Source organism: Marinobacter algicola DG893 (assembly GCF_000170835.1).
Lineage (GTDB): Bacteria > Pseudomonadota > Gammaproteobacteria > Pseudomonadales > Oleiphilaceae > Marinobacter > Marinobacter algicola.
Genome location: NZ_ABCP01000001.1, coordinates 65,651 through 85,068, shown reverse-complemented (window position 1 = coordinate 85,068; position 19,418 = coordinate 65,651). Strand labels below are relative to the sequence as shown.

Sequence of the window (19,418 nt, the reverse complement as noted above, 5' to 3'; positions counted from 1 at the left end):
GTGTTGTTATTTTGATGACTCTACCTTGGACGTCACCAAGTCGTACAGTTCCTGAGGCCCCAGCCGGCTCAACTTTTCTCCGTTGACGTAGAATGTTGGAGTTCCGGAAATTCCAACCGCTTTAACGTCCGCAGCATCCTGTTGAACAATACCGTCGATTTCGGGCGAGTTCATACTGGCCCGAGCGGCTTCTACATCCAGCCCGGCTGACTCCGCCGCATCCCATGCTGCGGTGACATCGGGATCGTCATGCCACTGGGGCTGTGCTTCCATGACAGCGTCAAGCACCGGCTCGTAGATCCCCTGTTCGCCGGCGGTTTCTACCATTCTGACGGCCTCTTCCGAGCCTTTGTGAAACAGCACATATCGCAATACCAGGCGCACTCTGTCTGGGTAAGCCGCCCTAATCTGTTTTACGTAGGGGTACATGGCGCGACAGCCTTCGCAAGATGGGTCGAAGAACTCGACAATGGTTACCGGAGCGTCCTCAGGGCCGATAACAGGAGAGTAATCCCTCACCAATGGCGTTTTTTCAACAACGGCGGGTTCATTAGTGCCCTGAGAGCGATCGTAATAAATAAAAGCGGCTGCAAAGATAACCAGACAAAACAGAACGAGACTTATGACCAGGGTTCGGGTACGCAAGTGAGATTTCCCTATTTTAGATGAGTTCAAAGAGTGTCAGACTTTTCAGGTGTTCGGTTGCAGCCGATTGGGCGCCCACCTCAGATAAACATCATTCCAAACGGTTCCATCGGTGACTGCACCACACTCATCATGACCGTGAGAATGCCCGCTTTGATTTCTACTAAGTCCACGCAGGAACGCAGCCCAAAAAACAGCAAGCGTACAATTTCTGTGTCGCCTTCCCGCTTGCATGCCTTGTCAGTGAGCCTACGTTCCGCAGTGGGCAGTGTTCGGGCATTGATCGTCACCGCGCTCCCATTGGATGGTTGTATGCTGGATGCCGAAGCGCTCGTTCAGCATGTCAGCGGCCTCGCTAAGGACCCGGTCGTCACTTTCCGGGTCCGGTTTCACCAAGTGAACGGTTAGTGCATTTTCAGTGGTACTCAGTGCCCAGATGTGAAGGTGATGGGCCGATTGAACGCCAGGTAGATTCTCCAGGCGTTCATGGACGGCCGAAGGATCAATGCCCTTGGGAACAGCATCGACGGCCAGTTTTACGGAATCTTTCAGCAACTGCCAGGTGCCCATAAAGATCACAACGGCAATAATGAGGCTGACGATGGGGTCAATCCAGGTCAGGTTGGTAAACATCAGTACCGTGCCAGAGATCACGACGCCCACCGAAACCGCCGTATCTGCGGCCATATGTAAAAAGGCGCCGCGGATATTGATATCGCCTTTCTGCCCTTTGAGAAACAGCATCATAGTGGCACCGTTGATCAACACGCCAATACCAGCCACGATCACTACAGTGAGACCAGCAACATCAGCAGGCTCTGTCAGACGTTGAATGGCTTCCCAGGTGATGCCACCGACAGCGGCGATCAAAATCAAAGCATTGAAAAGCGCCGCCAGAATGGTGGTTTTCTTCAGACCATAGGTTTTGCCGTATGTTGCGGCTTTACTGGCGAGCCAACTGGCCACCCAGGCCAGAATCAGGCCCATCACGTCGCTCAGGTTGTGTCCAGCATCGGCCAGCAACGCCAGAGAGCCGGAGATAATTCCATACACCGCTTCGATAACGACAAATAGCGTATTGAGTATGACCGCAATCGCAAATGAACGGTTATGAGTGTCGAAATGATGGCTATGATCGTGACTGTGGTCGTGCATGTCTGCCTCTATCAACGAAGATTTGTTCACAGTTATGAGCCCTGTAGTAGCTACAGGGTCAAATGTTTGCCGTTGGTTTCTTCCGCTCTCTGGGGAGCTAACCTACGGTCCGCGCGTTTCCTTTAGTACACGTGCTAAATCCTCTGGCACTGGCATGCGCGCAAATGCACTGACGTTTGCGCGCCCTGTGTTCCCAGCCGGAACCCAGATGCGGGAGAAGAGTAGGGCGGCAATCGCTCGAGTAAACTGCCCAAGGACTTCGCGAACATTTCTCGTCCGCCACCCCAGTCTGAGCATCCGTATATGAGTTGCTGCGTGCGCCAGAGTGAATTTCTGGCTGAGGATATGGGCGCGTTCAAGATAGGTGAACGCTGCCTGAAAATCGCCCCTTTTTTCTGCCTCGTCGGCAGCCTGAAGTTCCACGCGAAAGAAGTGCTTCAATTCACTGTGCATTGATTCCTCCTCCTACTCCCTTCTGTAGTCGCCCGGTTGTGAGGGTGAGTCTTCCACCTGTTTGTTGGGACTTTTGTTGGCCCTGAAGCTCATGGCCAAAATCATGATCATGCCCAGGACTATAAATACGTCGGCAAGGTTGAACGCAGGCCAATGCCAGGATTGCCAATGGAAATCCAAGTAATCGACAACGTAGCCTCGAAAAACTCGGTCGATGACATTTCCTAGTGCGCCTCCAAGCACCATAGCGCAAGCCAGGGCTTCTGCTCGTTGACGGCTGTCCTGGATTAATTTGACGAGAACAACCGAGACGACAATGGCTATTGCGATAAAAAAGTATCGCTGCCAGCCACTGCTATCGGCAAAGAGACTGAGAGCCGCGCCTTCATTCCATACGTGCACCCAATTAAAGAAAGGAGTGATCTCAATGGATTGGCCATAAGCCATGGATTGCTGGACGAGCCATTTAATAATCTGGTCGGCTAGCGCTACCAGTGTGGAAAAGCCGAGAAAGGTAAGCGTTGATAAACTAGCGCGGTCTTTAAACATCGAATTATCCTTTTAGCGCAAGTATGCGCTTGGCACCAATGAGTACGATGCCTCCCACAATGCCGCCAATAACCAGGTCCGGGTAATTGGAGCCGGTCCAGGCAACAAGAAGCCCCGCAAGGATAACCCCCAGATTGATAACCACATCATTGGCTGAAAAGATCCAACTGGCTTTCATGTGGGCGCCGCCGTCACGGTGTTTGGCGATCAGGAGCAGGCAACTGATGTTGGCAAAAAGGGCCACGGATGCGATGGCCATCATCATCAGTGACTGTGGATCACTGCCAAATAGAAAGCGCCTGCCAACTTCAATCATTACTCCGGCGGCAAGGATAAGCTGGAGAATGCCAGCAACATGGGCCGCTCTGACCTGCATTTTGATGCCATGCCCAACGGCGTAAAGCGCGAGACCATAAACGGCCGCGTCAGCGAGCATGTCAAGCGAGTCTGCAATCAAGCCAGCAGACTGGGCGATCAGGCCCATCGTCATCTCGACCAGGAACATCAAACCGTTTACTGCCAGCAGTATCCATAGAGTGCCGGATTCCTCGGTCTCGTTGGCACTCGACGATTCAGCCGCCCTGACGGATTCAAGGCTGGCGTGTTCCGTCGTCTGCAGTGAAGCGCCCAGACCCAGGGTTTCCAGTTTGCTGGTGATAGCTCCGATTTCGCCTAGATGGATAATTTCCAGCTTTCGATTCGATAGGTCGAATGAGAGTGCCTGAATGTTGTCAAAGCCAGTGAGCGCCATTCGAATCATTCGTTCTTCCGAAGGGCAATCCATCTTGGGCACCTTGTAAGTGCTGAGATGGGCGTCAGATTCGGTGATAGTGGGTTTTTGAAAGTTATTGTCTGTGACAAATTCTTTACTGCCACACTTTCCATTACAGTCGCTCCTCATTTTCACGTCCCCGGTGTTCTTTCAAATAACGTTATCTAAAACCCTGTAGTAGCTATAGGGTCAATAGGCAGTCTATGGCTGGATACGAGACTCATGAACCAGCACATATCTAAGAGTCACCGCTTGACCTTAGAGTAGCTACCGAGTTGAAGCTTTCGAAATATAGAATGGGGTAGCAAGAAGTGAGGCAGGGCAATAAGAGCGTACTTGTCCTTGGTGGCTACGGAGCTGCAGGGGCGGCGATTGCAACTCTCTTGGGGCAGCGGATCGAAGGCAATATCGTCTTGGCAGGCCGGTCACTGGAAAAAGGGCGCAAACGGGCGGATCAGTTAGATCGCGAAGCCGGTGTCACAGGGCGCTTCGGTGCTAGGTCAATTGATGTGGCCGACGCCGAACAAATCAGGCAATGCCCGCATGGGCAGAATGTCGTTATTGTCGCGTGTGGTCTTTCGGTGTCTGCTATTGAGAACCTGATTAAAGGCTGTATCGCGAATCGAGCCGATTACATCGATATCACTCCGAATCCGAGCAAGCTTGGAGTATTCCAGAGCATGCGAACACTCATTGAAGCGAGCGATAGCCGGTTCATACTGGATGCAGGTGCCGACCCGGGGTTGCCAGGATGGCTAGCGCGATGGCTTTGTGGCGGTAGCTCAGGGCGAGTGAACGAGATTGCGATGTATGGGCGATATCGTTCCACAGGTATAGGCTGGGGCGGGGTTGCCGACATCCTTGGTGCGGCCAAAAGCCAGGGTTGGAAATATGATCGTGGGTGGACACAATCCCGTCTTTGGGACATCCGCTTTCGAAGGTTCGAAGGCGGGTTGGGAAGCAGTATCTGTGTTCCAGTTTTCCTGGATGAACTCCAAACCTTACCGAATGAGCTCTCCCTTGATCACTTCAGCTTTTACCACGCCGGCCTAAACCCGGTTACCGATGCGCTGATGACATTTGAGAGAACTGGAATGCTTGGCTGCTTTTCCTTCGAGACGCGCCAACGCGCATTCTATTCAACGCTTCAGCGCTTCACTAAAGAACCATTCGGTCTGGCATTGACTGCAGAGAGCCGTGGTGATCGCGCATCGCGCCAAGTATCAATTGGTCACCATGAGCTTTATCGCGCCACCGCAATCCCTACCGCGATTCTTTGCGAGTCTCTTTTGGGAGATTCCGGTATGCGTCCGGGCTACGGATATCTGGGTGAGTGGGTCAGTCAAGATAAGTGGTTTCTCGATAAACTTCAGGAAGAAGGCTTCTGGTATCGCTTTAGTGAGCAGTACGGGAATCGAACGTCAAAATTTGACGGATGAATTTTGAGTCTAGTGGAAAGTGCTTTCGTGCTCATGAATAAATTTACGAAGATGATCTCTTAGATTCAAGTTCAATTCAGTGTCAAAGGATATAATAAAAAGTTTTTGAATTTTATGTTGTTGAAATAAAGAGAAAAATATCGCAATTTAACAATTCTGCAATAAGTGACAAGCACCATCTATTCAGCATTTGAAAGACTTCAAGTGTCATTTTGAATCTATCTAATCTGAAGAGGTGTTCATGAAAAAGTGTCTATCGATGTTGGTGATTGGTGGGGTTGCAGCAACTTCAATGAGTGCACTTGCGGCGGACGGTCCTATCCTGTACGGCAAAGCGAATGTTTCGTATGAAAACCAGGATGACGGTAGCAGCGATGCCTGGAAGCTTCAGAGCAATGCTTCCCGTCTGGGTGTAAAAGGGGTGTTTGATACCGATCTCGAAGGCCTGGAGGCAATCTACAAGGCGGAATTTGAAATATCGATTGATGATGGAGATAAGGATGGCCAAACCTTCTCGCAGCGTAATATCTACGGTGGCTTCAAGCAGGCGAATCTCGGTGCACTGATTGCGGGAAAATTTGACACTCCTTTAAAGTCAGCGCAGGGCAAGGTTGACCAGTTCAACGACCTACAAGCGGATATAAAAAACATCATGGCTGGCGAAAATCGGACCAGCAACATTGTTCAGTACAGTTCCCCTCGTCTGTTTGATGCTGTGGGCGTCAATGTTGCTGTTATCCCGGGTGAAGACCAATCAACCGGAGCAGAGAACGACGGACCTGCGGATGCAATTTCCAGCTCTTTTACGTTTGAAAATGATCATTTCTACGGAAGTATTGCCTACGATTCTGATATCGAGGATTCACTGGAAGCCGATCCAAGTGGCGATAGTCGTCTCAATATCCTGCGAACTGTAGGGAAGGTCCGATTGAGCAACTTTGAGATCGGCGCAGTTTACCAGTTGGCAGAAGAAAGCGATGGTCCTGGAGAAGATACGTCTTATCTGGTTGGCGGTGCCGTTAACCTTGAGCGTTGGAAGATCAAGGCGCAGTACGGACTGACAGAAGCTGAGACCACAAACGAGGAGCTAACCCTGCTGGCCTTGGGGCTCGATTATAAACTGGCTAGTAAGAGTAAGGTTTATGCTTACGTGTCTCGGGTGGAGGCGGACTTGGCTGACTCTGAGGACTCCACATTTGGCGTGGGCTTCGAGCATAAGTTTTCCATGTAGCGTCGAGCGTGATCGCTGAATACAGGGAGAGCGACGTATCTGAAATATTTTCCGGATTTCAAGTTCATTTAAGGTTCGTGTGAGAGCCTACTTGCGAGTTAACGAAGGTTATTTAATGGCGGGAATGCTTCATTCCCGCCTTTTTTTTGACCTTTAGTCCGGTGTTCTAGCTGGTTTTAAAATTTACGCCACTATCCGTACGAATCGAATATCACAAACAATCAAGAAAGAAACTGGAGGGGAATACGTTGAAACGCAACATTCTGGCCACTGCGATTGCAGGGATTACAACATTGTCGGGAAGCTGGACCGCGACGGCAGCGGAGATTGAATTCCACGGTGATATGGACAACCGATTTCAAGCTTACACCAATCAAAGAGACTGGTTTGTTGGTGGTAACTCAGGTGGCGGTACGCTGAAAGATGACGAGCCGACCGAGAGCTTTGGTGAGGTCAAATACCGGTTTTGGGCGAAAGCAACATCCGATGACAAAAAAGTTACCGGTGTATTCGCGACGGAGATTGGTGGCATCCGATACGGCGAGGGCTCTGGTGGGGACTTTTCTGGTGATGGTGTTAATGTTGAAACACGGTGGGCCTACGTGGATTTCTTGGTGCCCAACACGCTAGACCAGCGTGTATCGCTGGGTTTGCAGCCAGTGTCAGTGAACCGACATGTCTGGACTGAAACCGCCACCGCCGCTGTTTGGAAAGGCTCACTGGGTTCCGGAATTAACTATCAGTTGTTGTGGGGGCGGGGTGACTCTTCCAATGAGAGCGGCGTCGACTCAGAACAGGACGAAGGCTGGGATGGCGCGGACAACTTCGCGATCAACCTGAACAAGCGTTACTCACCGAACTTGAGTGCGGGCCTCTTCTACCTCTATCAGATGAATGATCAAATTGCTGAGGGAGTAGGTACGGTAAATAGCAGGGAATATGAACTGAAGAGCATCGCTGATAACTCCAAATATTCCGTTTCCAGCGTTGGGGTGGAGCTGGATTACGGTCAGGAGACGTCGCTGGGACGCATGTTCGTGAAGGGTACGGTGATTGGCCAAAGCGGAACAATAGAGGGTGTAAACTTCGTTCCTTTGAATGGTGCTACTAATCCCAATACGAACTACGACCTTTCGACCTTTCTGGGGCGCGGCGAGCTCGGGCTGCAATTTGGGCCAAACCAACTGACGTACACCGTGCTTTACGCATCGGGCGATAGCAATGAGCAAGATGGAGACTTCGACGCCTTCATCGCCACGGATGTCGACTTCAGTGACAGTATGATTTTTCAGGAAAACATGACGAGCGATGACTACTTCGCCGAAACGCCCTATATTCTCGACAAAGGGTATTTCATGAACAAACTTCAGCTCGATCACAAAGTAGCGGCCAATATTACGGTCAGCGGAATGATTGTCTACAACCGCTTGGCTGAGAATATTGCACTTGCAGATGGATCGTCCTCAAAAGATCTCGGGCTGGAATTTGGTTCCAAGATCTCCTACTTCCCATACCCTTCGCTGGAGCTGTCGGCAGAAGCTGCATACCTGGTATCAGGCGATGCCATGGATGCGCTGGAGGAAACTGCCCTGCAGGATGGCAAAAGCGATCAGGACATTGTTCATGTTGCCGGTCGGGTAAGGTACAAGTTCTAACAAACACTGGGTGGTGGTAACGCCACCCCGTGTTTGCTCTCCAAAATGAATTCGCATTAGGTGACTTTTCCCTATGATTACTCGTTCTGCTGTATTTGTGTTCCTGACGCTCCTACTAGCCGGTTTGGTGCAGGCTGTTGAGCGTGGGCATCCAGCAAAGGCAGAGGTCACTGAGGTAGATATTGATCAAAAAGTGCTTTCGCTTACAGTTGATGATGCCACTGTTGAGGTAGGTGATTTATTTGCTGTGTTACGGGAGCCTGAAGATGCAGGCATCCCGGTAAAAAACCTTGCAGTCATCGGCATCGAGAGTATTGGAAAGGATCGGGCGGTAGGGAAAGTGCTGTTTGGAACGATGCCATCCGTTGGAGCTGTATCGAAACGCTTTTACGGTATCCCGGCAGTGTTTACTAACAGAGCCGGCGAACCCGGGCCGGCAACGCCGGCGTTGAAATCCAGATTTCCTGATCTTTTGTGGCAGGACGAGCCAGCGGCGTCAAGTGATGTGCCATTGGTGCGTTTTCAGGTTACCGGGAGAGGTCAGGCCGTTGCGACCTACAACAACACCTGGTTGGTCGGCATCGTACAGACCGATGCTGAAGAACGCCGGGTAGGTTCAGTTGAGGGGGAGGCTTCAGCACCTCCAATTGCCAGGCTGCCCATCAACGCAAAGTCGTTGTCTGCGTTTCGTTCTGGCAACGACTACTATTTTGCGGCGGAGCATGGAAATAAACTCAGCTTTTTCCTTGTTGATTCCAGTGGGGCTGTTCAGAGCCTGGCGTCCATTGAGGTGCCCCGTCGGGAGAAAGTCATCCGAATGGACTGGTACGTTTCAGAAAACTCATACTACCTCATTTTAAATCAGTGGAATGGCCGTCGCGTTTCAAGTTCTTTGATTCAGTTGGCCGAAGGGAAGGCTAAAGCCATCGGTTTCATGCCCTTAATGTTGGGGTTGCAGGATTTGGATGCTGACGGTCGCCGGGAAACTATTCTTGGGCAGTCTTTCTACTCAGAGCAGGGATTTGGTTCAGAGATTTATGAGATATTAATCTCACCGAACAGGCCAGATCTTGATAAGGCCGTTCATGAAGAATTAAGCCGATACACACCAGTGTTTCGGGTGATCGGTGCCGTTGTTCGGAACAAACCGAGACCTTTGAATATGGTGACCGTCTCCCAAGGAAAGGTTTCATTTTTCCCTGCTGGCACTGAGGGGCCACATCTGGACTATGAGATTGGAAACCGGGTGGCAGGCACGAGTATGACTTACGACGTGTCGCCTGAGTTGGTGTTTAGTCCGAGGCAAACACTATTCTTGCCGAACCTGCTCGTACGCTCCGGTGGGGATGCCGTTAATATCGGGATTCCACAGGAATCCATTGCAGCCGAAGATATGATAGGTGTTTATGATACTCGAGTTGATTGGTTGACGCTGAGATCCGGGAAATCTCCCAAAACGCAGTCAACAAGTCTTCTAACGTCGGCTCCGGTGTCCCCAGTATCAGGCAATACAGGGTTGTTTTTTATGTCGCCTGATGAGAACTCAGTTCAAAACGACAGTTTTGACGTCGAGACGTTGGTGTATCGGGCTGCTATGCCTGCAGGTCGCTGACTAAAACTGGATAAACTGTCTTAGTCGTCGTCAAATGCTTCTTGGAAGCTCGATTAGAACCCGAAGACCACCTTTGGATGATATAGAAAAATGCATGGCGCCACCGTAGTCATTGATGATTTCCTCAACGATTGATAGGCCAAGGCCATAGCCAGGGGTTTTTTCGTCCAGTCTTTTCTGGCGCCTGGTGAGATCGGCAAGTTGGTGTGGGGCCACTCCTGGGCCGTCATCTTCAACAAGAATAGTCAAAGTGTCATCGTCAAGCTTCAGGTGTAAATGGACTTCCTGAGAGCACCATTTGCTTGCATTATCAAGCACATTACCCAAAATCTCATTAAAATCACGCTCATCAATTGGCCAGACAAGCTCTCTGGGTAATGTTTCTTGAAGGTGGATCTGTTTGTAAGGATAGATTCGACTGACTACATCCACCAGTGCCAGAGCTTTCTCAATGATTGGTGTCGCCTTCCCAATGTATTGACCAGCCATCTCGGTTTTTCTCATCTGAGTGTCGATCAGCTCGTGTATTTCAGACAGTTGAGACTTAAGTTGACTCACGATTGTGGTGGGGACAGCTTCGTTATTGATCACGGAGTTTATGACGGCAAGCGGTGTTTTCAAGCTATGAGAAATATCCGCGGCTAGGTGGCGAGAACGGGTGAGTTTTTTGTCGTAAGACTCTAGTAGGCGATTAAGATGCTTGACAAGTTCATTGAACTCTTCAGGTACATTCTCATCCAGTCTATTGCGCTCACCTTTTTTAAGCGACGTTAATTGGGCGCTCATCAGTTTTAGAGGTTTTAGTGCGATATTTACCCCAAGAAATATGATCATTGATATCGTAACTAGAATTGTAAAAGATATAATCCATATAACAACATGGAGTTTGTCAAGTGTGTTCGGTGAGTAGGAGTTTCTTTCAATTATAGTAACGCTTATTTTATCTTTTCCGTCATTAAATATTTTGTTGTAACCAAGTATTGATCGACCGTCGTCCGAGATGTGAAAAATTCCGGGTTTTCTAAACTCCTCTACTATGTGTAATTTTGGTTTAATGTTTTCACTTGTAAAATTCTGGCTTTGACTGCCTTCGATGTGAAAAGAATATTGAGACAAAGAAAAATTTCTGAGAGAAGATTTTGTAATTTCTTTCTTATTGTTTATTAGTACCTTTGAGAGCTGGGTAGCTGCGGTTTGTAACTGCTGTCTGTGAAGTTCATCGTGGATATAATCGATTAAAAGGGTGTGTGAGATAAATACTAGCCCCGTACACGCGAAACCCGTTAGTGTCAGGAAAGTAAGTAGTTTCCGTTTTATTGAAGGGCGTTGTTTTTTTCTGGGCATGTGGTCTGCCAAGCAAGTGGTTAGGAGTTGTTATCGACTAAATCTAGGCCTAAAAAAGCCGCACTACAAAAGTAGTGCGGCAAGACGGAATGGTGGAGACCATTCACGATGCAACTGGTTTTTAAATATTATCTATTGGCAAAATTGTCTTCTTAATTCACCGGCCATATTCAATCGGCAGGCGCTTAGTTCTAAATTCGTTCTAATGAATAAACTGATCTTTCGAAAACTGGTCCAATTGAGATAGATTAATATCTCCCGATTTGATCATCTCGTGATAGATATCGTCCTTATTCGATAACATCAATTTCCGTCGTGCCTCCATGCCCACTTCAGATGAGGCCGCCTGTGTCATCACCCTATGCTGTCTCTTCATGTCCTGAACGCTGCTTTCGGAGAGCTTGTTTTGTTCCAGGTTGTCATCATTAGCCTCAGACGCATGAAGACTTCCTGCAGCCAAGGTTAGTGCTAGAGATGTGAGCAATAGATGTTTTCTCATAGAGTCACCTTAAAGTTGAATGATCTGTACCCAGATGGAAACAGATGAACTTTAACTCAGCTTGAAAAAATGAAATTAGATGTTGAAAAGAGAACACGGTTAGAAGAACGGTTGCGACGCGATCGTTAATACAAAGGTATTAGAGGGGCATTGTTTTCAAGTTCGTTTCAAGTTCATCTGCTATCAATGGCAAGTCGTTGTTCTGGCGAAAAGTGCGAGATCAATGAACCACTTACCGGTAGTGGCCAACAACTGAAGCGAGCTAGCGGTCGGTTTGTTCGGCGTCAATTACCGGCCAGGTGACTTACAACGAAGGCTCATGGAGACTGATTTACAATGCAAACTAATAAACTCAGGTTAGCGATAAGAGCGACTCTAGCGCTTGCTGCTGCGGGTCTGGTGTCCACGTCTGTTCAAGCGCAATCCGCAACTGAACTTCAGACACAGATTAATGATTTGCAGCGCCAATTGGATGATATGGCAGATAGTAAGGGAGCGGAAGGTTGGATGGTGCCCGGCACCAATACCACCGTAACAATAGGTGGCTATGTCAAACTGGATATGATCTATGATTTCGATCAGGACATGGGAGACAGTCTGTTCGTAGCAGGTCTTGACACTGCTAATAGCGAAAGCGACCCTTCATTCCGAGCCCATGCTCAACAATCACGGGTTCGCATTAAGACAACCACGCCAACCGACGTGGGCGATGTCAAAACGACCGTTGAAGGTGACTTCTTCGGTGGTGGCGGCAACGAAATTTTCTCGAACTCCAGAGGGCTGCGTCTTCGTCACGCTTATGGTGAGCTGAACGGTCTGCTCGCAGGTCAGACTTGGACCAACTTCATGCAGTTTACCGCCTATCCGTCCACCGTTGATTTTGACGGCCCTGTAGGTGTTTCGTTTATTCGTCAGGCACAGCTACGCTACACCATGCCTCTGGGTGGCGGTGCTAATTTTTCAGTTTCCGCTGAGAATCCTGAGACAACGGGTTTTGACGGCTCTCGCGATAATGCGCCGGATCTAACCGCCAAATACAAGTGGGCCGGTAGTGCTGGTGGCATTGAAGTTGCCGGTCTTGCACGTTCGTTTCAGACTGACTCTGCCGCTGCTACGGGCGACGACAACGCCTTTGGTTACGGTGTTTTGGTTGCTGGTCGGCTAAACCTGACCGACACCACCACGGTCATGGCAGGGGCAATCTTTGGTGACGGCGTGGGTCGTTACATTTATAGTTCCTTCAGCAATAATGATAGCAGCGCTAGCCGCACTGGTATTGGCGAGGCATACGTTGACGCCAACGGAAACCTTGAAACCATTGAGGCATATGGCGCCAACGTTGCTATTAGTCAACAGTGGACGCCAAAGTTCTCCTCTGGTCTGTCCTATGGGCGCGTAGAGGGTGATCAGCCAGAAGATTTGTTCCCGAACTCCTTCGAAACTCTGCAAAGCGTTCACTTCAGCAACTTTTACAAAATTGCTGACCCGGTAACGCTGGGATTGGAGCTTTCCTTCGCGGACAAAGAGCTGGCCAACGGCGAATCTGCTGACAACACTCGACTGCAACTGGCTGCACAGTTCGATTTTTAATCGTTCATAGTGTTGCTCCACACCATTGGACCCAACGACGGGCTTAGATAAGCCCGTCGTTTTTTATCTCCAGTTCCCTCCGATGCGCTGGATGAAGTTCTCCTCTTTTATCCCTTTCTTTCCCCGATTTTTGACTATATCTCGCCATAGTTCCGTCGCACTCCGTACGAGTTAAGGTCTGATGACGCCGAATTCAGACTGATTTAAAGGTCTATCTGTAGGGTCGTCCTGGCATTTACGGCGAAAACGCTGATTCATGTATCTCAGTCAAATAGCCAGGATGATATTGAATGAACAAACGACTGTTGTTGTGGGTGCTGATAGTACCCGGAGTCTTGAACGTCATGCCTTCGGCGGCGGCCACGGCCGGGGAGAGCGTGTCACTCAAGGAGTACCAGCAAGCCAAGGGCAGCCAGGCTGTCTCCTTGAACGAGGCAATGGTAATGGCATTTGAGAATAGCCCGGTGTTGGCTTTGAGGCGGGCTGCGGTGTCCATGCAGGAAGCTGGGCTCGATCATGCCAGCCGCTGGGCGCCCAGCAACCCCGAGCTTGAGCTGAGTGGCCGTGACAACCCAGATCAGGCGGATCAGTCACTGAATTACGAGGTTCGGGTTACTCAGGAAGTCTGGATGGGCAATCGGGGCGATCTCGGTCAGTCGCGTGCTCAGAGCACTCTCACTTCTCAACAGCAGGAACTTGAATACCTGAAGGTGGCGATTAAGGCCCGAGTGCGGTCAGCCTACTTCAAGATACTGCTTGCACAGAAAGAGCTGGAAACCGCAACCCGCACCGTTGAGCTGATGCAGCGAACCAAAGAGCTGGTTGAGGTGTCCGTTGAGCGGGGCAAACAGACCCGGGTTGAGCTCAATACCGCCGTCATTGGCTTGGCAAGAGCTAAGAACCAAAAGGCCGAAGCGGCGCAAAAGCTTAGGCAGTCAAAAATTGACCTGACGGAAGTTCTTGGAGTGTCCCCCTCCGATGCGGTAGGGGTCGCGGGAGAGTTCAATGTAGCTCGTGCCAATTTGCCACCAACTAATCGGCTTGTCGCGATGGCTCAGCGCCAGAGAGGGGATCTGAAGGCGGCAGCAGCCAGAATTGCTGCGAATGAGTCCGGCCTGGAACTGGCCAAGAGTCTAACGATTCCGAACCTGAAAGTGTTCGGATTCTACGAGCGGGAGGAAAGCTCCAACCTTTTTGGTGCAGGTGTGTCGATGCCTCTGACCGTGTTTCATGATTATTCCGGCGAAAAAAGGAAGGCCTCGGCTCAGTTGAAAATCTCCGAGCTTGAGGCCGAGGCGCTGCGTTTGGCGACTGAACGCCAGGTCGTATCTGCTGTAGCTCAGTACGAATCCGCCGTACGCAGATTGCGCCAGATGAACGAGTCGATTCTCGAGCGTTCGGAGGAAACGCTGCAACTTATGCAGAAAGCTCTTCAAGCGGGAAAAGTCGATGCTTCCGATGTCCTGTCCGCTCAGGACAATCTTTTGTCAGTGAGGAAGGAATACGTCCAAGTGCAACACGACTATATCGACGCCGTCCGGGCGTTGGAAGTGAGCACCGGCGGTGCCCTTTCAATGTCATCCGGTTCCTGATGACAAGAAAATTAATGGTTGAACGTTCTCTTATATCGAAGGTGTTTAGATGATTCGAAATCTGCAGATATTGTTTGTCGCGATCAGTTTTCTGGTCTATCAGCCACTGGCGTACGGCGCCGAAGAAGCCGAAGGAGGGCAGCACCAAAAGGGTGAGGCTGGGCACTCGGCTGAAGGCAGTGAGGCTCGCGAAGTTCATCTGACTCCAGAGCAGAGGGAGTTGCTCTCCGTGCAGACTGTAACGGTTCCCCGAGGCCGTGCTGACAATATCGTCACTGCGCCAGCTGAAGTTCACTATGTTCCGGATCGCGTCGCTGATGTAGGGCCGCTATTGCAGGGAAAGCTTACGAGACTGGCTGTTGATCTGGGGGACCAGGTTGAAAAAGGCCAGTTGTTGGCCGCGTTGAACAGCGTTGAGTTGGCACGCATTCGTTCCCGCCTGAACTCGTTGAATGCTCGGAAAGAAGCCGCGACTGCGGAGTATCAGCGAGAAAAGCAATTGCGGAGTGAAAGCTTCACCAGCGAAGAAGAGTTCCTGGACGCCAAGGCCGCTTATCTGGAGATTACGGCCGAGTATGATTCGATTCGTGAGCAACTGGAGGTTTTTGGCAGTGATTCTTCTGGCTCAGATAGCAGTCTCGCACAGTACGCGCTCCGTTCTCCTATCCAGGGGCGCATTGAGCGCATGGATGCCCGGTTGGGGCAAACCTTAAGCTCTTCAGATACGCCTTTTACCGTAGCTGATACCTCTGTGGTGTGGGTGATGTTGCAAGTTGCCGAAACTGACATTGGAAGGGTATCCGTCGGAGATGAAGTTCAGGTCTTCTCAAAGTCGGTTGCAGACCGCTTTCACACCGGGGAAGTGTCCTGGATCTCAAATGAGCTTGATGAGGAAACCCGCACCATTCCGGTTCGCGTTGTACTCGAATCCCCCAACGGCGACCTTCGTCCAAATACCTATGCCAAAGCGAGAGTCATGACTCAATCGGCGGCATCACTGCCCCTAGTTCCACACGATGCCGTGCAAACCATCGATGACGAGTCCGTTGTATTTGTTCCGGGTAATGAAGGGGGAGCCTACAAGGCGGTTCCAGTCACTCTCGGTAAGGAGGCTAACGACTGGATAGAGATTAAGTCCGGCATCAGCGCAAACACGGAAGTGGTTTCAGTGGGCGCTTTTGATCTGATGTCGGCCATTACCGCCAGTGGCCGCAGCGCCGCTCACGGACACTAATACTCGGGGGGAGCATGATCAACGCAATTGTGAATTATGCGCTGAACAATCGTCTGATGACGCTTGTCTTTGCTATCGCCGTGATCGTTGCCGGCGTATTTTCATTTCAAAAACTGCCGGTGGATGCGTTTCCGGATGCGACACCGACCATGGTTCAGGTATTCACTACCAGTCCTGGATTGTCGCCGGTTGATATCGAAACGCTGATTTCCTATCCCGTTGAGATCAGCATGTATGGTATTCCCAAGTTAGAAAAAGTGCAGAGCACTTCGATTTTCGGACTTTCGCGGGTGACCATCTATTTCGAAGATGGCACCGATATCTACTTCGCCAGGCGGCTAGTTAACGAACGGCTATCCGAGGCCAAGCGCCAGATTCCCGAAGGGATGGGGGAACCCGAACTCGGGCCCATCGCAAGCGGTCTTGGGCGCATCCTGATGTATTCCCTGGAAGCTGAGGATAAAGATCAATACAGCCTGCAGGAAATTCGCACGATTCAGGACTGGATTGTCAAACCCCAGCTCAGGACCGTGCCGGGCGTAACCGGTGTGCTTTCTATCGGCGGCGAGGTAAAGCAGTACCAGGTCAATATTGATGCGCAGAAGCTTCAGGCAAGGAACCTGACGGTGTCTGATGTTCGCGGTGCCCTCACCCAGAATAATCGTAACGTCGGCGCCTCATTCATTACTCGAGGAGGTGAAGAATACATTGTCCGTGGTTACGGCTGGGTCAACTCCGGTACCGCAGGCATCAAAGATATCCGGAACATCATTGTGTCCAAGAGTGAGGGAGAATCTCCTATTTACGTCAAGGATGTGGCGGAGGTAGGCCTTGGACCGGCAATTCGCCGTGGCGCAGAGGTGTCCTCAGGTGAGGAGTCCGTGGGCGGCTACGTGATGAAATTGATTGGCACCAACACCAGTAAGGTTCTAGAGGATGTCAACGCAAAAATCGATGATCTGAACAAGTCACTTCCCGAAGGGCTGAAAATAGAAGCGTACTACTCTCAGGCAGACTTGGTGGGCAAGGCTATAGGCACTGTCGAGAAAGCGCTGCTTGAAGGCTCGGTTCTGGTGCTGGTTTTTCTCTATCTGTTCCTAGGAAATATTCGTTCCACACTGATCGTGGTGGCGACGTTGCCGTTGTCTGTACTCTTTGCGTTCATTGCTATGCGCATGTCGGGCCTGTCGGCCAACCTGATGAGTCTGGGGGGGCTGGCTATCGGCATCGGCATGATGGTGGACGGCGCTGTCGTGATGATAGAGAACATCTTCCGACACCTTGAGGAGCGATCCGATGAAAAGATCAGCGTTCTGAGGCTTGTAGGTGAGTCAGCCCGGGAAGTGGCCCGTCCGATCGTATTTGCGATTGGCATTATTATCATCGTTTTTCTTCCGTTGTTTACGCTACAGGGCGTTGAGGGCAAGCTGTTTTCGCCCATGGCATACACCATCAGCTTTGCGTTGATCGGTGCGCTGTTACTCGCGTTGACGTTGGTGCCTGTTCTGGCCTCTCTGTCATTCAAGATGGGCGGGCGTCACAAAGAGCCGAAGCTGGTTCTGTTCTTGAACCGGCTATACAAGCCGGTAGTGAATACTGTCGTCAAAGCCCCTAAGATTGTGATGGGCGTTGCCGTCATTGCTTTTGCCGGCAGTCTTCTGCTGTTTCCCTATCTCGGGAGCGAATTCGTGCCCACGCTCAGGGAAGGCACGTTCCAGATTCGCTCGACACTGCCTCCTGGAGCCAGTCTTGAATCCGCCATCAAATATGGCAAACGGATTCAGTCCGTTGTAGACGAATTTCCAGAGGTCACCGGCACCTATGCCAGGATCGGTCGTGCCGAGGTCGGTGGTGATCCTGAACCTGTGAACGTTGTCGCGACGCTTGTCAATCTGAAGCCCCTGGATCAGTGGCGAGAGGACGTGAGCTACGAGGATCTCCAAAGCAGGATTGCGGATGCTTTGGATGAGCGGGTTCCCGGGCTTGCCAACAATCTGTCCCAACCGATTCAGCTCAGAACCGACGAACTCCTGTCAGGCGTTCAGGCGCAACTGGTTGCCAGCATTTTCGGCGACGACCTGGACGAGTTGGGCCGGATCGGCAGGGAAGTGGCGGCACTGGCGCAAGAGGTGCCGGGTGCAACGGACGTCCGCGCTCAGCAGAGTGCGGGTAAAAAACAGATCGTTATTCGCCCCGACCGTGAAGTGCTGGCGCAGTTCGGCATCAGCGTCGATAACCTGATGAGTACCGTTGAAACCGGTATAGGTGGTAAAGGCGCCGGGCTGGTCTTCGACGGTGTCCGTCGATTTGAGATTTTTGCCCGGCTGCAAGAGTCCTATCGCGGGTCCATCGATGAAATCAGAAAGCTTCCCCTCAGGGGCAACAGTGGCGAGCTTATCCCGCTTTCACGGGTGGCTGATGTTGAAATGTACGCAGGCCCCAAGAAAATTTCACGCTCCAATGCCAGTCGCCGACAGTACGTGCAGATGAACGTACGTGGTCGCGATATGGGCGGTGTTGTTCAGGATTTGCGCAAGCGGATCGAGGAGCAAGTGGATATGCCGCCGGGGTATTTCGTGGAGTTCGGCGGTCAGTTCGAGAATCAGGAAAGGGCCATGGCGCGGCTTGCGATCGTTGTACCCATTACCCTGGCGCTCATTTTCCTGCTTCTCTTTTCGGCATTCAGTAGTCTGCGCTATGCGGCGCTGATCTTCATGAACGTGCCCTTTGCGATTACCGGTGGCATTGTCGCGCTGTTTGTGACTGGGCTTTACCTCTCCGTGCCCGCTGCGGTGGGGTTCATTGCGGTGTTTGGCGTAGCCGTACTTAACGGTGTGGTGATGGTGAGCTACATCAATCAGTTGCGGGACGAAGGCTACGAAGTCATTGAAGCGGTCAAGCTGGGCGCTCAACGCCGTTTGCGGCCGGTTCTGATGACCGCCTCTGTGGCTATTCTGGGGCTGATTCCCCTGCTGCTGGCCGATGGCATTGGCTCTAATGTCCAACGGCCACTGGCAACGGTTGTGGTTGGTGGTCTGATCACGTCAACGTTGCTGACGTTGGTAGTGTTGCCCAGCGTGTATCAGTGGTTTGCATCCGAACGTCGTGACGTTGAAGTCTGATAGGCAGGAGAAGGCTTATGTATGAAATAAAGGCGTATGTCAGGGAAGTGATGGCAGAGCATGTGGTTGATGCTCTGGCCAAAGTTAAAGGAGTGGCAAGCATTGCCGTAGTGTCTCTCAACGAATTTGGTCATCTGGTTGGCGATGAATCGCCTCTGGAAAAAGTGCAGATGGTCAAGCTGGAAGTAGATGTAGCGACCGATGCGGTTGCCGATGAAGTTGTGGACATCATTGTGCGAACGAGCAGGACCCGGGATGGGCACCCGGGGGATGGCAAGGTACTGGTATCCCGCCTGGTTCAGGCCGTTCGTATTGAAGACGGTGCGACCGACGAAAGCGCACTCCAACCCACTTCAATCTAGCCCCTTCCTGGAATGAGACGGTGGCATCGCGGCGATTGGTCGCGAGCTGCCGTTCTTAGCCTCATTGAGAAGCGTTACAAAGAGTTTTTAGCGACTCATATCTGAACTGTTTTTCCGAATTCAAACTCATTTCAAAGTTTGCACTTATTATTTCGATCTTTTCC

16 protein-coding genes are annotated in these 19,418 nt (G+C 51.0%); 9 read left to right on the top strand and 7 right to left on the bottom strand.

What is annotated here, in order from left to right; translation table 11 throughout:
• Positions 1 to 6 precede the first annotated feature (6 nt).
• The 5 genes from MDG893_RS00340 to MDG893_RS00320 form a co-directional block, all read right to left on the bottom strand.
• Positions 7 to 645 (bottom strand): DsbA family protein, encoded by a 639-nt coding sequence (locus MDG893_RS00340; protein WP_007151707.1) that lies wholly within the window; start codon positions 643 to 645, stop codon positions 7 to 9.
• A gap of 249 nt (positions 646 to 894) precedes the next feature.
• The gene (locus tag MDG893_RS00335) at positions 895 to 1,800 is read right to left on the bottom strand and encodes a cation diffusion facilitator family transporter (RefSeq protein WP_007151705.1); all 906 of its coding nucleotides are present in this window, start codon (positions 1,798 to 1,800) and stop codon (positions 895 to 897) included.
• A gap of 102 nt (positions 1,801 to 1,902) precedes the next feature.
• A complete protein-coding gene (locus tag MDG893_RS00330; protein WP_007151704.1) occupies positions 1,903 to 2,253 on the bottom strand; it encodes a DUF3703 domain-containing protein in 351 nt (116 codons plus the stop codon).
• Between the two features lie 12 nt (positions 2,254 to 2,265).
• Positions 2,266 to 2,802: a signal peptidase II gene (gene lspA / locus MDG893_RS00325; protein ID WP_007151703.1), complete on the bottom strand. Its 537-nt coding sequence runs from the start codon at positions 2,800 to 2,802 to the stop codon at positions 2,266 to 2,268.
• 4 nt (positions 2,803 to 2,806) lie between these two features.
• Positions 2,807 to 3,703, bottom strand: coding sequence for a cation efflux transmembrane domain-containing protein (locus tag MDG893_RS00320; RefSeq protein ID WP_007151702.1), 897 nt, complete (start codon positions 3,701 to 3,703; stop codon positions 2,807 to 2,809).
• Between the two features lie 182 nt (positions 3,704 to 3,885).
• On the opposite strand from MDG893_RS00320, the gene MDG893_RS00315 reads away from it, so the two are divergent.
• The 4 genes from MDG893_RS00315 (at position 3,886) to MDG893_RS00300 (ending at position 9,511) form a co-directional block, all read left to right on the top strand.
• Positions 3,886 to 5,013: a saccharopine dehydrogenase NADP-binding domain-containing protein gene (locus tag MDG893_RS00315; RefSeq protein ID WP_007151701.1), complete on the top strand. Its 1,128-nt coding sequence runs from the start codon at positions 3,886 to 3,888 to the stop codon at positions 5,011 to 5,013.
• 241 nt (positions 5,014 to 5,254) lie between these two features.
• Positions 5,255 to 6,244 carry a porin gene (locus MDG893_RS00310; RefSeq protein WP_050776441.1) on the top strand — a complete coding sequence of 330 codons (990 nt, stop codon included), beginning with the start codon at positions 5,255 to 5,257 and terminating at the stop codon, positions 6,242 to 6,244.
• Between the two features lie 248 nt (positions 6,245 to 6,492).
• A complete protein-coding gene (locus tag MDG893_RS00305; protein WP_007151699.1) occupies positions 6,493 to 7,899 on the top strand; it encodes a hypothetical protein in 1,407 nt (468 codons plus the stop codon).
• A 73-nt stretch (positions 7,900 to 7,972) separates the two neighbouring features.
• Entirely contained in the window at positions 7,973 to 9,511 is a 1,539-nt protein-coding gene (locus MDG893_RS00300) for a hypothetical protein (protein ID WP_007151698.1), read from the top strand.
• A 30-nt stretch (positions 9,512 to 9,541) separates the two neighbouring features.
• On the opposite strand, the gene MDG893_RS00295 is transcribed toward MDG893_RS00300, so the two are convergent.
• A complete protein-coding gene (locus tag MDG893_RS00295; protein ID WP_040474136.1) occupies positions 9,542 to 10,855 on the bottom strand; it encodes an ATP-binding protein in 1,314 nt (437 codons plus the stop codon).
• Positions 10,856 to 11,057: 202 nt separating this feature from the next.
• Positions 11,058 to 11,354 carry a hypothetical protein gene (locus MDG893_RS00290; RefSeq protein WP_007151696.1) on the bottom strand — a complete coding sequence of 99 codons (297 nt, stop codon included), beginning with the start codon at positions 11,352 to 11,354 and terminating at the stop codon, positions 11,058 to 11,060.
• A 336-nt stretch (positions 11,355 to 11,690) separates the two neighbouring features.
• Between MDG893_RS00290 and MDG893_RS00285 the strand changes: the two genes are divergently transcribed.
• The 5 genes from MDG893_RS00285 (at position 11,691) to MDG893_RS00265 (ending at position 19,254) form a co-directional block, all read left to right on the top strand.
• On the top strand, positions 11,691 to 12,944 hold the full coding sequence (locus MDG893_RS00285; protein ID WP_040474135.1) for a DcaP family trimeric outer membrane transporter: 1,254 nt from the start codon (positions 11,691 to 11,693) through the stop codon (positions 12,942 to 12,944).
• A gap of 290 nt (positions 12,945 to 13,234) precedes the next feature.
• Complete coding sequence (locus tag MDG893_RS00280) at positions 13,235 to 14,536, top strand: TolC family protein (RefSeq protein ID WP_007151694.1); 1,302 nt, start codon at positions 13,235 to 13,237, stop codon at positions 14,534 to 14,536.
• A 49-nt stretch (positions 14,537 to 14,585) separates the two neighbouring features.
• Complete coding sequence (locus MDG893_RS00275; RefSeq protein WP_007151693.1) at positions 14,586 to 15,770, top strand: efflux RND transporter periplasmic adaptor subunit; 1,185 nt, start codon at positions 14,586 to 14,588, stop codon at positions 15,768 to 15,770.
• A gap of 14 nt (positions 15,771 to 15,784) precedes the next feature.
• Positions 15,785 to 18,892 carry an efflux RND transporter permease subunit gene (locus tag MDG893_RS00270; protein ID WP_007151692.1) on the top strand — a complete coding sequence of 1,036 codons (3,108 nt, stop codon included), beginning with the start codon at positions 15,785 to 15,787 and terminating at the stop codon, positions 18,890 to 18,892.
• Between the two features lie 17 nt (positions 18,893 to 18,909).
• Positions 18,910 to 19,254, top strand: coding sequence for a P-II family nitrogen regulator (locus MDG893_RS00265; RefSeq protein WP_007151691.1), 345 nt, complete (start codon positions 18,910 to 18,912; stop codon positions 19,252 to 19,254).
• The last annotated feature ends 164 nt before the right edge of the window (positions 19,255 to 19,418 follow it).